The 12,632-nt window shown below is 69.8% G+C and carries 12 protein-coding genes; 7 read left to right on the forward strand and 5 right to left on the reverse strand.

Annotated elements, in window-relative coordinates; translation table 11 throughout:
• Both FV223_RS01520 and FV223_RS01525 read left to right on the forward strand, forming a co-directional pair.
• Positions 1-627, forward strand: a 627-nt coding sequence (locus tag FV223_RS01520; RefSeq protein WP_147725053.1) for an SDR family oxidoreductase, incomplete at its 5' end; no start/stop codon positions are given.
• Between the two features lie 151 nt (positions 628-778).
• Positions 779-2,401, forward strand: a complete 1,623-nt coding sequence (locus tag FV223_RS01525) for a peptide chain release factor 3 (RefSeq protein WP_147725055.1) — start codon at positions 779-781, stop codon at positions 2,399-2,401.
• Positions 2,402-2,432: 31 nt separating this feature from the next.
• Here the strand turns inward: FV223_RS01525 and FV223_RS01530 are convergent, their stop codons facing one another.
• Both FV223_RS01530 and FV223_RS01535 read right to left on the reverse strand, forming a co-directional pair.
• Positions 2,433-2,885 (reverse strand): response regulator, encoded by a 453-nt coding sequence (locus FV223_RS01530; protein WP_147725058.1) that lies wholly within the window; start codon positions 2,883-2,885, stop codon positions 2,433-2,435.
• Between the two features lie 121 nt (positions 2,886-3,006).
• Positions 3,007-3,474 (reverse strand): BLUF domain-containing protein, encoded by a 468-nt coding sequence (locus tag FV223_RS01535; protein WP_147725060.1) that lies wholly within the window; start codon positions 3,472-3,474, stop codon positions 3,007-3,009.
• A 240-nt stretch (positions 3,475-3,714) separates the two neighbouring features.
• On the opposite strand from FV223_RS01535, the gene FV223_RS01540 reads away from it, so the two are divergent.
• From FV223_RS01540 to FV223_RS01555, 4 genes are all read left to right on the forward strand, one after another.
• A complete protein-coding gene (locus tag FV223_RS01540) occupies positions 3,715-5,148 on the forward strand; it encodes a flagellar hook-basal body complex protein (RefSeq protein ID WP_147725062.1) in 1,434 nt (477 codons plus the stop codon).
• 45 nt (positions 5,149-5,193) lie between these two features.
• Entirely contained in the window at positions 5,194-7,041 is a 1,848-nt protein-coding gene (flgK, locus tag FV223_RS01545; RefSeq protein WP_147725064.1) for a flagellar hook-associated protein FlgK, read from the forward strand.
• Between the two features lie 10 nt (positions 7,042-7,051).
• Entirely contained in the window at positions 7,052-8,869 is a 1,818-nt protein-coding gene (locus FV223_RS01550; protein ID WP_147725066.1) for a hypothetical protein, read from the forward strand.
• Between the two features lie 161 nt (positions 8,870-9,030).
• Positions 9,031-9,393, forward strand: a complete 363-nt coding sequence (locus FV223_RS01555) for a porin (protein WP_147725068.1) — start codon at positions 9,031-9,033, stop codon at positions 9,391-9,393.
• A gap of 5 nt (positions 9,394-9,398) precedes the next feature.
• Here FV223_RS01555 and FV223_RS01560 read toward each other — a convergent pair whose 3' ends face one another.
• Genes FV223_RS01560 through FV223_RS01570 form a run of 3 tightly spaced genes read right to left on the reverse strand, consistent with a single transcriptional unit; the run spans position 9,399 to position 11,408 of the window.
• Positions 9,399-9,872, reverse strand: a complete 474-nt coding sequence (locus FV223_RS01560) for a hypothetical protein (protein WP_147725071.1) — start codon at positions 9,870-9,872, stop codon at positions 9,399-9,401.
• Positions 9,862-10,242, reverse strand: a complete 381-nt coding sequence (locus FV223_RS01565; RefSeq protein ID WP_147725072.1) for a rod-binding protein — start codon at positions 10,240-10,242, stop codon at positions 9,862-9,864. The genes FV223_RS01560 and FV223_RS01565 overlap by 11 nt, the downstream gene beginning before the upstream one ends.
• A gap of 35 nt (positions 10,243-10,277) precedes the next feature.
• Positions 10,278-11,408, reverse strand: a complete 1,131-nt coding sequence (locus tag FV223_RS01570; RefSeq protein ID WP_147725074.1) for a flagellar basal body P-ring protein FlgI — start codon at positions 11,406-11,408, stop codon at positions 10,278-10,280.
• A gap of 238 nt (positions 11,409-11,646) precedes the next feature.
• On the opposite strand from FV223_RS01570, the gene FV223_RS01575 reads away from it, so the two are divergent.
• Complete coding sequence (locus FV223_RS01575) at positions 11,647-12,072, forward strand: flagellar assembly protein FliX (protein WP_147725076.1); 426 nt, start codon at positions 11,647-11,649, stop codon at positions 12,070-12,072.
• Positions 12,073-12,632 lie beyond the last annotated feature (560 nt).

Consider the following 12,632-nt stretch of genomic DNA (forward strand, 5'->3'; position numbering starts at 1 on the left):
GCTCTGGACGCGGTGGCGGGCGAGATCGGCGCCGCGCTCGTCGTCGAGGCCGACGTCACCGATCCGGCCTCGGTGGATCGGCTGTTTTCCCGCGTGGCGGCGGCGCATGGCCGGCTCGACCTCTTGTTCAACAATGCCGGCATCTTCACGCCGGCCGCCGCCATCGACGCGGTTTCGCTCGAGGATTGGCGCGCCAGCGTCGACACCAACCTCACCGGCGCGTTCCTGTGCACGCAGGGCGCGTTCCGGATGATGAAGCGGCAGGATCCCCGCGGCGGCCGGATCATCAACAACGGCTCCGTCTCGGCCCACGTGCCGCGGCCGCACTCGGCGCCCTACGCGGCCACCAAGCACGCGGTCACCGGGCTGACGCGCGCGACCTCGCTCGACGGGCGGCCCTACGACATCGCCTGCGGCCAGATCGACATCGGCAACGCCGCCACCGAGATGACCGACGGGTTCGCCGCCGGCGTCCGGCAGGCCGACGGGTCGATCCGGCAGGAGCCGGTGATGGATGCGCGGCACGTCGCCGAGGCCGTTCTCTACATGGCCGGGTTGCCGCTTTCGGCCAACGTCCAGTTCATGACGCTGACCGCCACAGCGATGCCGTTCATCGGCCGCGGCTGAGCCGGTCGCTTCGCCCGCCCGTCTTTGCCAAGCGGCGGCCGGGCGCCTAGAGGAGGGCGCAAAGGTCGGTCGCCCCGTTCGAAGGGTGTGCAGGCCCGCCCGAAACTCCACGACACCGACCCCGGATGCGGGTCCGAGAGCCGTTTTGACGATGCTGATGCAGCCGCAGACCAAGACCGAGGCGAGGCCGCCCGCCGATCCGGTGGCGCGGCGGCGCACCTTCGCGATCATCTCGCACCCGGATGCCGGCAAGACCACGCTGACGGAGAAGCTGCTGCTGTTCGGCGGCGCGATCCAGCTCGCGGGCGAGGTCAAGGCCAAGCGCAACCGCGTCTCGACCCGCTCGGACTGGATGGGCATCGAGAAGGAGCGCGGCATCTCGGTCGTCACCTCGGTGATGACCTTCGAGTACGGCGACTGCGTCTTCAACTTGCTCGACACGCCGGGCCACGAGGATTTTTCCGAGGACACCTATCGCACCCTCACGGCGGTCGATTCCGCGGTGATGGTCATCGACGCCGCAAAAGGCATCGAGGCGCGGACGCGAAAACTGTTCGAGGTGTGCCGGCTGCGGGACATCCCGATCGTCACCTTCGTGAACAAGCTCGACCGCGAGGCGCGCGAGCCCTTCGAGCTGCTCGACGAGATCGAGAAGACGCTGGCGCTCGACGTCGCGCCGATCACCTGGCCGATCGGCCGCGGCCGCAACTTCGCCGGCACCTACGAGCTCGGCGGCAACCGGGTCCGCCGCTTCGACGCGGCCGACGACGCCGGGACGGAAGCGGTCGCCGGCTTCGCCGATCCGCTGTTCGACCGGCTGCTCACCGAGAACGGCGAGGCCGATGCCTGGCGCGAGGAGGTCGAGCTCGCCGAGGGCGGGCTGAAGGCCTTCGATCTCGAGGCGTTCCGCGAGGGCCATCTCTCGCCCGTCTTCTTCGGCTCGGCCCTGCGCAATTTCGGCGTGCGCGACCTCATCGACGGGCTCGCCCGCTTCGCGCCGCCGCCGCGCGGGCAGGATTGCGACAAGCGTACCGTCGCCCCGACCGAGCCGAAGATGACCGGCTTCGTCTTCAAGATCCAGGCGAACATGGATCCGAACCACCGCGACCGCATCGCCTTCATGCGGGTCTGCTCCGGCCAACTCCGGCGCGGGATGAAGGCGAAGCTCGTGCGCACCGGCAAGCCGATGTCGCTCTCGGCCCCGCAATTCTTCTTCGCGCAGGACCGCGCCATCGCCGACGAGGCCTTCGCCGGCGATGTGGTCGGCATCCCGAACCACGGCACGTTGCGCATCGGCGACACGCTGACCGAGGGCGAGGACATCGTCTTCCGCGGCGTGCCGAGCTTCGCCCCCGAATTGCTGCGCCGGATCAAGCTCACCGACGCGATGAAGGCGAAGAAGCTGCGCGAGGCGTTGCAGCAGATGGGCGAGGAGGGCGTCGTCCAGGTCTTCGTGCCGCAGGACGGCTCGGGCGCGATCGTCGGCGTGGTCGGCGCGCTGCAGCTCGACGTGCTGAAGGAGCGGCTCCAGGGCGAGTACGGCCTGCCGATCGACTACGACGCGACGCGCTTCTCGGTCTGCCGCTGGGTCGCGTCGGATTCGGAGGCCGAGCTCGACAAGTTCATCGATTCGCACGGCTCGGCCATGGCGAAGGACCTCGACGGCGCCCCGGTGTTCATGGCGACCACCGCCTTCTCGCTGCGCTACGAGGAGGAGCGCTACCCGGCGGTGCGCTTCACCGACATCAAGGACTACCAGAAGCGCCAGGCCTGAGCGCCGGCGCGGATCGGCCGCCGGCGCGGGATCAGTACTTGCCCAGCATCGGGAAATCGACGCTGAGCGTCGATTCCGAGGCCATCGGCGCCTCGCGCTTGCGCGGCTTGCGGTTGAGGACCTGCTTCAGCTTGGTCTTCAGCACCGCCATGTCGAACGGCTTGAGGATGAAGGCGTCGGCCCCGGCCTGGTGGGCGACGTTGATGTCCTCGAAGTTGAACGACGTCTCGGTCAGGATGAAGGGTGTGTTCATCAGCGCGTCGTCGGCGCGGATCTCGCGCAGCAGGCTGATGCCGTCCATCGGCTCCATGTCGAGGTCGGAGATGACGAGGGCGTATTTCCGCTCGCGCAGCCGCTCCAGCGCCACGACGCCGTCGGTCACGCCCTCGACATCCGGGAAGCCGATGCGATTCATCAGCATCACGATGAGGCGGAGGAGCTTTTCCTGGTCGTCAATGATGAGGATCGGTGGCGTCTCGGTCATGACATCGTCTGCGGCATGGAGCGGGCCGTGGGTTCAAGGTCCGATCGCGAGATTGGGTGAAAGGGATGAAAAAACTGCTCTCTTCCATCCCGGAGATTGCACCGGAATGAAATGACCCGCCTTAGATGAAGAGGTGGTCGATGCCCTGCTTGGACATCTCCTCGGCTTGAAGCGCGAGCGCCAGCGCGTGGATCGAGCTCGCCTTGGGCGTGCCGCGCTGGAACATCGGCAGCAGGTTCGCCTTGGCGAAGTGCGGGTCGGTCGTCGACGAGCGGATGCTGCTGCGGCAGGAATTGACGAACTCGCGCTTGGTGATCTCGCGCCATTCGCAGATCTGCACGTCGCGGTGGCGGTCGTCGGCGAAGATGCGGTTGAAGGTCTCGTGCACCGAGGTGCGCTCGCCCTCGATCACCTGCGCGGCGAAGTTCTGCTCCACCAGCAGGAAGCTGGTGATCACCGAGAACTCGTTCTTTTTCTGCGCGTGCCGGGTGATCTCGCCGACCTGGCCGGTGCGGACCTGCACGTCCGACGACAGGGTCAGGCGCGAGAAGTAGATCAGGTGGACGAGGCTCGTTCGCTTGGCACGCATGTGGGTCCCGAGTCCCGCGGACGACGTCGGGTTCTACCGCGCCAACGATAAGGGCCGGTAAACGCTGCCGCAGCCGGCAGAAGCTGCCGGGTCGGCGGACCGGAACGGTGGGTTTCTGCCGGGTTCGGCGACGGCGGCTCAACGATATCAAGGGCTTGGCCCTGGCACGGCGGTTGCGCGCCGATCCCCGATCAGGCGACCGCCACATGCGCGTCGCCGACCCGGGAAAGACGGCGCGCCATGGACATCTTCACCGCGTTGCAGACGGCGGTCTCGGGCCTGAAGGCCCAGTCCTACGCCATCGACAACATCTCCGGGAACATCGCGAACTCGCAGACCACCGGGTACAAGCGCATCGACACGAGCTTCGTCGACCTGCTCGCTGAGCAGACGCCGAAGCATGAGGTCGCCGGCACGGTGCTGGCCCAGTCGCAGCTGACCAACAGCCTCCAGGGCAACATCGCCTCGTCGACCGTCGCGACCAACATGGCGGTCAACGGCGACGGGTTCTTCACCGTCCAGGCCAAGACCGGGGACGCCAACGGGCAGGCCGCCTTCTCCGGCACGCCGGTCTATACCCGGCGCGGCGACTTCGCCCCGGACAAGGACGGCTTCCTCGTCAACGGCGCCGGGAGCTACCTGCAGGGCCAGAACTACGATGCGGTGACGGGTCAGGTCTCGAGTTCCGGCCCGATCAAGATCGCCAACCAGACGCTGGCGGCGAAGCCGACCACCACGATCACCTACGGCGCGAACCTGCCGGCGACGCCGGCCACGACCAACGCGTCCAAGGCCGGTGGATCCGCGCTCTACACGCCGGAGGACGCCAACGGGCTCCCGGACACCAGCGCGCTCGTCACCGCGACCGACGGCACCGCCACGGCGAACAAGCAGGTCAGCGCCGGAAACGCTCCCGCGTTCGTCAACAGCAGCATCGCCGGCCCGTCGCTGACCGCCTACACCACGACCGGCGCACCGGTTCAGGTCACCACCCGCTGGGCGAAGATCCAGGACGCCAAACTCGCGGATGCGACCACGACGCCGGCGACCGCGGCCCAGCCGGCGATCTGGAATCTGTTCTACGCCGCCGACAGCTCGGCCGACCAAACCAAGAGCGCCTGGACCAACGCGGGCAGCGGCTTCACCTTCGACAGCAGCGGACAGCTGATCCAGCCCTCCGGCGGCGACGCGACGATCACCGACATGACGGTGAACGGGACTAATCTCGGCAGCATCAACATCGCCTTCGACAAGACCACGCTGACCCAGTACGCCGCCGCGTCCGGCGCGGTGACCACGAACGCCCTGACGCAGGACGGCTACGCAGCCGGAACCCTGAACTCCGTCTCGGTCGGGACCGACGGCAGCATCATGGGCGCCTTCTCGAACGGCTCCTCGGTGAAGCTCGCCTCGGTCGGCATCGCGCGCTTCATCAATCCGGACGGGCTCAAGCCGCTGTCGAACGGGACCTACGCGCAGACGCTCGATTCGGGCGTGCCGCTGGCCGGCCTCGACGGGTCCACGATCGTGGGCGCCAGCGTCGAATCGTCGAACACGGACATTGCAAGCGAATTTTCAAAGATGATCGTTACCCAACAGGCGTACTCGGCCAACACGAAGGTGATGTCGACCGCGCAGACGATGATGTCGGACCTGCTCAACATCATCCGCTGAGGTCATGTCATCCGCACGCGGCAGTGAGAGAGGACCTCCGGCGCCATGGCTCTGAACGCCCTCCAGACGGCCACCGCCGGCCTCAAGGCGACGCAGACCGCCATCGGTCTGGTCTCGCAGAACGTCGCCAACGCGAGCACCGCCGGCTACGTCAAGCGGACGATCACCACGGTCTCGTCCGGCGTCGGCAATTCCGGCGTATCGACCGGGACGATCACGCGCAGCTTCGACGCCGCCGCCCTGAAGCAGCTCCGCCTCGAGACCGCTGGCTCCGCCTATACCAGCACCAGGGCCGACATCGCGGGGCAGGTCGACACGCTGTTCGGCACGCCGGGCAGCGCGACCGCGCTCGACGGTTTGGTCAACACCTTCACCGGCTCGCTTCAGACCTTGGCCGCGAACCCGACCTCGGCCGCCGCCCGCACGACGGTGCTCAACGCCGCCTCGGGCCTCGCTGGCAGCATCAACGGCATCGCGACGAGCGTCCAGGCCCTGCGCAGCGGCATCGAGGCGAGCCTCGGCACCCAGACCGCCAGCGCCAGCACGCTGCTGAGCGGCATCGCCGCCCTCAACGTGAAGATCCAATCGACCACTGACGATTCCACCCTGGCCGACCTGCAGGACCAGCGCGACCAGAAAATCACCGAGCTGTCCGGCTACCTGGACATCCAGACCGCCGACCAGCGCGACGGCACCGTCTCGATCTCGACCAGCTCCGGCGTGAACCTCGTCGCCGGCGGCACGGCAGCGACGCTCAGCTTCGACGGCCGCACCACCCTCGGGCCCAACTCGGCCTATTCGACCGATCCATCGAAGCGCAGCGTCGGCACCATCACGGCGACGACGCCCGGCGGCGGCAAGATCGACCTCGGCGAGCCGGGCGTGCTGCGCTCCGGATCGATCGCCGCCAACCTCGAGCTGCGCGACACGACGCTGCCGCAGGTGCAGCGCCAGCTCGACGACCTCGCCGCCGGGATGGCGAGCGCGCTCACCGACACCAGCACGACCGGCACCGCCAGCGGGGCGGGCACGGCGATCGACCTCACCGGGATGCAGCCCGGCAACACGCTGACCCTCACGGTGAAGGCCGCGAACGGGTCGATGCGCAACGTCATCCTGATCGCGTCGAAGGGCGACTCGACGTCGGTCGACCCGAGCCTGACCGACGACGGGACTGCGCAAGCGCAGACCTTCGACATCACAAAAGGCCTCACCGGCGTCCAGCTTGCGCTGGGCAAGCTCGGCGGCGGCTATGGCTCGGCGCTGTCCGCGACCGCCAGCGGCGCGACGGTCACGGTGTCGGGCAGCGGCGGCCTCAGCGTGGTGGCCGCCACGGCGACGAAGACCGCGCCGACGAGCGCGACCGACTTCTCCACCGCCTACCCGCAGATCGCGCTGTTCGTCGACGGATCGGGCAAGGGCCTATTCACCGGGTCGTTCGATGCCGGCTCGCAGCTCACCGGCTTCGCGCAGCGCATCACCGTCAACCCGGCCCTCGGCGCCAACACCGCGGCGCTGACGGCGCCGGGACCGGCGAACACCGGGTCGAGCGCCACGCGGGCGCAATTCGCCTACGACGCGCTGACCACCGCGCAGCAGACCTTCTCGTCGTCGAGCGGGATCGGCGGCGTCGCCGCGCCCTATGCGACCAGCGTGACGAGCTTCGCGCAGGACATCATCGCCGCGCAGGGAGCGGCGGCGGCCAACGCATCCAGCCTCGATTCGGGCCAGAGCGTCGCGCTCTCGACCGCTCAGGGCCGGTTCGCGAAGTCGGCCGGCGTCAGCGTGGACGAGGAGATGTCGAACCTCATCGCCCTGCAGACCGCCTATTCCGCGAACGCCCGGGTGCTCACCGCCGCCCGCGACATGCTCGACACCCTCCTGCGGATCTGAGGGACAGCCCATGACGACGATCAGCCCCTTCGCCGCCGGCAGCTACCTGACGACGCGGTCGACCTCGCAGCTCCTCGCGATGAAGAGCCAGCTCGACGCCCTGACGACGCAGCTCTCCACCGGCCGCACGGCGGAGACCTATGGCGGCCTCGGCGCCGGGCGGAGCAGCAGCCTCACGGCGCGCGCCACGCTGAGCGCACTCGACGGCTACGATGCCGGGATCGACGCCGCGCAGACGCGGGTCCAGCTGGCCTCCACCAGCCTGCAGCAGATCACGACGCTGACGAGCGACCTGCGCCGCGGCATCGCCACGAACCCACAGGGCGTCGGGACCACTGTCACCGCCCAGCTCGGCCGGGCCGACCTCGACGGCGCCATCGACGCCCTGAGCCAGAGCTCGGCCGGGCAGTACCTGTTCGGCGGCCGGACCACCGACACCGGGCCGGTGAAGTCGACCGACATCATCCTCAACGGCGACAGCACGACGACGCCGAAGCAGGACGGGCTCGCGACCCTGGTCGCGCAACAGAAGGCGGCCGACCTGGGAGCCGACGGCCTCGGCCGGCTCCAGCTCGGCGCGACCGGCGCCGGCAACACGTTCCAGCTGTCCGAGGACCAAGCCGACACCACCGGCGAGACGCGCGCGAATTTCGGGTTCCGCCTCGTTTCGGCGACCGCCACCGGCGCGATCACGGCCGCCGCGACGAACACCGCCACGCCCGCGACGGTGACCGGGCTCGATCATGCGCCGGTCGCCGGAGAGAGCTTCCGCGTCACGGTCAATCTCGCCGACGGCAGCCAGAAATCCTTCGACCTCACGGCGTCCGCATCCGTCCCGGCGGGTTCGACCACCGCGTTCGGCCTGTTCGGATCGCCTGCGACCGCCGCCGCCGGGCTGAACGCTTTCGCCGCAACGCAGGGCGGCACCGTCGCCAGCGTCCAGAGCGGCAACACGCCGGTCCTGAACGCGACCTTCGGCGGCGGCGCCTATGCGGCCTACGACATCGGCCTGTCGGGCCAGCCCAAGGTCGGCGACAGCATCACGATCGAGCTGGCGCTGCACGACGGCACCAAGACCAGCGTGACGCTCACCGCGGCGGCGAGCGGCACCACGGCCACGACCGGCACCTTCGCCATCGGCGCGGACGCGGCAACCACCGCGGCCAACATGAAGGCGGCGCTGACCACCGCTTTGGGGGCGGCCGCCGCCGGCCCGCTCTCGGCCAGCTCGACCACCCGCGCCGCGGAGGACTTCTTCTCCGCCTCGACCGCCTCCGGCCAGACGCCGAAGCGCATCGATACGTCCGGCGCGACGCCGACCTACAAGGACGCCGCCTCGACCGACACCGTGATCTGGTACCAGGGCGACGCCGCGAGCACCGATCCGCGCGCCACCGCCTCGGTCCGTGCCGGCGCCAATCTCGACGTCCCGGTCGGCGCGCGCGCCAACGAGGTGCCGATCCAGAAGGCGCTCGCGGGCTTCGCCGCGCTCGCCGTCGACGGCATGGCCGATCCGAGCGGCAGCACCGTCACAGGCCGGTACGCGGCCCTGACGAGCCGGACCTCCACCCTCCTGGGCAAGGCCTCGGACGATCCGAGCCTCGAATCGATCGCCGTCGATTTCGGCCTGGCCGCCAGCACCCTGACCTCGGCGAAATCCCAGAACGCGGCGACGCGGCTGACGCTGCAGAACACCGTCGACGGCGTCGAGAGCGCGCCGATCGAGGAGGTCGCCTCCAAGCTGCTGGAGATGCAGAACCGGCTCCAGGCGAGCTACCAGATCACCTCGTCGCTCTCGAAGCTGTCGCTGGTGAACTACATGAGCTGACGCCGGCGCAGCGGGACTGATTGATCGTCGTCGATCCGGCGGGCTATCCTGCTTCGGCATGGCGCGGGCACCCGCCCGCCATCGGATCGCGCACGCCCCCGCATGGCCCGACGCGCCGGGCAGGGGGACGTGCGGGCCGATCGAACCGCCCAGGGGCCGCGATGCGTGAACAGGGAAGGCCGGCGGCGGGGCAGGGCGTCGTCGGGCGATCGCATCGCATCGCCGGCGTCATCCTGATCGCCGCGATCGGGCTGTCGCCGTGCGAGGCCCGCGAATGGGAGAAGGCGCCGCCCAAGGCGACGTCTCAGCCGTGCCCGGGATACGGCAGCGGTTTCGTGCGCGCACCGGGCAGCGCGACCTGCATGCGCCTGTCGGGCCGCGTCCGCGCCGGCGCCGACCTGAGCGCCGGCCGCGAGGTCGCCGTCGCCCCGATGGCGGCGGGGCGCTTCGCGATCGACACCCGCACCGAATCCGATCTCGGGCCGGTCCGCACCTTCGTCCGGATCGGCAACGGACGGCCGTGAGAGATCTACAGCGTGCGTGAGAACGAGAGCGGCCCGCTGGCGTTGCCGCGGCCGTAGGGGGAGGGCGCCCGCGACGGCTGGCCGTAGACGCTCGGGGTGTTGGCGCGGCCGAGGTCGGCGGCGAGCGACTTGATCAGCCCCTCGGAGACCGTCCGCGCCGTGCCGAGCACCGCCTGGTTGGCCTCGACGGCCTGCGCGAAGCGACGATGGGCGCCCTTCAGCAATTCGACGCCCGCCGGCGCGAAGCGCGCCAGCGCGACCGCGTTGGCCTTGGCCACCTCGAGCCCCTGAAGGTAGGCGCCGGCCAGGGCCGCCTTGGCCTCCGCCTCGGCCAGACCCTCGCGCAGGCGGCCGACGCGGACATGGCCGGTCTCGGCGGCGAGCACGGATTCCAGCGCCTGCATGGTGGACATCACCTCGGCGACGAGGGCGTCGGCACCGGCACGGTCGGAGACGCGGAAGGCGGGATTAAGCGGCATGGGCCGCCCCCGCGCCGGCACCGGCGCCGCCCTGCATCTTCATCATCTCGGAAAACACCTGGTTGGCGATGCCGACGCCGCCGCTCTTCATGATCTGGCCGGCATATTCCTTGGTCAGCATCGAGCGGTAGACGCCGCCGCCGGTGCCGTTCTCGCCGAGGGGCCCGTCGGTCCCCTCCGACTGGGTCAGCCGGTCGAGGGACGATTCCAGGAACATCGACTCGAAGTCGTTCGCGGTCTTGCGCGCCTTCTTCGTGGCGGCCTCCGTCGAGGCCTGAGCGGTCTTCGAGGTCGTGTCGGCCACGGCGCCGGTGATGGCCTTGCCGACGCCGATGGCGGCGGAGACCGCGAAGGTTGCGAGCGGTAGCATCGTCTAGTGTCTCCGGAGCTTGGGGGAGGGGGGCATCACATGAGCTCGATGTCGGCCTGCAGCGCGCCCGCGGCCTTGATCGCCTGCAGGATCGAGATCAGGTCGCGCGGGCCGACACCGAGGGCGTTGAGGCCGTCGACGAGGTCGCGCAGGGTCACGCCCTCCTTGACCAGGGCGAGCTTGTTGCCGTCGCCGGTGTCGACCTTCACGCCGGTGCGCGGCACCACCGTGGTGCGCCCGTTCGAGAGCGGGGCCGGCTGGCTGACCTGCGGCTGCTCGGTGATCGTGACGGTGAGGTTGCCCTGGGCGATCGCCACCGTGGAGACGCGCACGTCGCGGCCCATCACGATGATCCCCGAGCGCTCGTCGACCACCACCCGGGCGGTCTGGTCCGGCTCGACCTTGAGCTGCTCGATCTCGGTGATCAGGCGGATCATGTTGCCGTTGTACTTGGCCGGAATCTGGATCGTGACCGTGGCCGGGTCGGTCGGCTCGGCGGTGTCGGAGCCCATGAAGTCGTTGATCGCGGCGGCGATCCGCTTCGAGGTGGTGAAGTCGGGGTTGCGCAGCGACAGCCGCAGCGAGCGAGCGTCGGTGAGCTTGAACGCGATCTCGCGCTCGATGTTGGCGCCGTTGGCGATGCGCCCGTTGGTGGGCACGCCGCGGGTGATCTTGGCGGCATCGCCCTCCGCCGAGAAGCCGGCGATGGCGACGGAGCCCTGCGCCAGCGCGTAGACCTCGCCGTCGGCGCCGAGCAGCGGCGTCACCAGCAGGGTGCCGCCCTGGAGCGACTTCGCGTCGCCGAGCGACGAGACGGTGACGTCGATGCGGGTGCCCTGCGCCGCGAAGGGCGGCAGGCTCGCCGTCACCATCACCGCGGCGAGGTTCTGCGTGCGCATCGTCGCGCCGCGGGTGTTGACGCCGAGGCGCTCCAGCATCGCCTGCAGCGACTGCTTGGTGAAGGGGATGTTGTTCAGGGTGTCGCCGGTGCCGTTGAGGCCGACGACGATGCCGTAGCCGACGAGCTGGTTGGCGCGGACCCCCTCAATCTGCGCGAGGTCCTTCACCCGCGACAGCGCCATCGCCGCCGTGCCGCCGAGCACGAGCAGGGCGGCCGCCAGGACGAGGCGCAGGAGATCGCGGATCTGGGCGTGGCGCTGGGGCATGCCGGGCTTTTCGGGGTTGCGGACCCGCACTCTCCTGCCAGCGCCGTGCCAGGCGGCCGAAAAGCGCAACCCGCTGAAAACGCTGGCCTCTCTTCGGACGCGGCGCCTTTGGGACCGATCGTGAGCCGCGCGTTCCCTGCCGACCCGGCAGCTTCTGCCGGGGCTTTTACCGCTCGTTAACCGTGTCGAACCGACACTCGGCACGGGCCCCTCCGGCCCGTCGGGAGCGATCGAAGCGATGCGTGTCGAGAATCGTCCGGGACCTCTCGGGACGACCTCCGTCGGAGGCACGCGCAGGGCCGAGTCCGGCCCGAGCTTCCAAGTCGGCTCCGGGCCGGGTGCCCAGCGCACCGCCGGCACGGGCGCGACGACCACGCTCGCCGGCCTCGATGCGATGCTGATGCTGCAGGGCGAGCCGGACACCCCGCACGAGCGCCGCCGCCGTTCGGCGCGGCGCGGTCACGACCTGCTCGACGGGCTCGACCGGCTGAAGGCCTCCCTCCTGTCCGGCCGCGTCGCCACCCACGAGCTGCTGGTCATCGCCGGGCGCCTCTCCGAGCGCGCCGAGACCTGCGGCGATCCCCGCCTCGACGGCCTGATCGCCGACATCGAGCTGCGCGCCGCCGTCGAGCTGGCCAAGGTCGAAGCCGCGCGCGGCGTCTGACGCAAACCATCGGGGCTCGCGTCGAGCGCAAGACGCGACACGACCGCGGCGCAGCACGGCGCGTTCGCCCCGGCGCGACCTGCGAACCGGTGACGCCCAGGGTTGACCGCAGGATGGACCCATGGCTCATACCGTCGTCGGCACCCCTGACTCCGTAGCTCAGCTGGATAGAGCAGCCGCCTTCTAAGTGGCAGGTCTCACCTGGGCCGATCGTGGATTTCCCCTACGTAACAGCGGCCTAGGTCGTTCTGAGAACGGCTCGTCGGACGGCACTCGGACGGCCTTCGCGCCGTCAGAGGGCGGAAAGGCTGTTTTGAGTGGCGCTATCGCGGCGCGAGCCGTTTTCCGAGACGAGGGCGACGATGGCGGCCAGCCTTGGCGACATCGCTCGGTGATGGTCGGATCGATCGTTCCTTGCGGGGCAGCTTCGGGGGGGGGGGTCGGCGCGCAACATCGCGATGGTGCGGCCCGCGCCTTCCGGAGCTTCGGCGTACGCGATAGCTTCCTAACCCGACGCAGCGCCGCGCCCCGGAGAGCCCAAGGTGGATCGACGGTTCACC

Source organism: Methylobacterium sp. WL116, from assembly GCF_008039455.1.
In the GTDB taxonomy this organism is placed as follows: domain Bacteria; phylum Pseudomonadota; class Alphaproteobacteria; order Rhizobiales; family Beijerinckiaceae; genus Methylobacterium.